Origin of the sequence: Rhodococcus sp. EPR-157 (assembly GCF_001647195.1) — a bacterium.
Classification (GTDB): Bacteria; Actinomycetota; Actinomycetes; order Mycobacteriales; family Mycobacteriaceae; genus Rhodococcoides.
Genome location: NZ_LVCV01000186.1, coordinates 1 through 404, shown reverse-complemented (window position 1 = coordinate 404; position 404 = coordinate 1). Strand labels below are relative to the sequence as shown.

The window sequence follows — 404 nt, the reverse complement described above, 5'->3', positions numbered from 1 at the left end:
CGCCATCGTCTTGCCGGCGACCAGTGGTCGTCTCGATCGGCTTCGTATCTCGTCGGAAGCGAGCAACGCGGCACCGTGCGCGGTGAGCGACTCGGGCATCGCCGGAACGAGAACGGGCAACCTCAGATCGCGACGGAACACCCGCCGCAGCAACGGCAGGTGGGCACATCCACCGACCATGACGAGGGCGTTCACCGCGTGGGGAGCCTCGACGATCACGCCGGCCGTCCAGTCTTCGACGTAGCGAACCGAGCGCTCGACGATATCGTCGAAAGAACTGCGCCACAGCCGAACCGGGCCCCCTACGAAAGGGCCGGGGACTTCGGCGACACGCAGGCTCGACAGCTGTTCGCGGGCATCGCCGATTGCGACCATGAGACTGTCGAGCGCGGTACTCGTGATCA

General features: G+C 66.1%; 1 pseudogene. It reads right to left on the bottom strand.

Features of this window, described 5'->3' with window-relative positions:
- Window positions 1–404 (bottom strand): annotated as a pseudogene (locus A2J03_RS08390) (FGGY-family carbohydrate kinase); the annotation flags it as partial.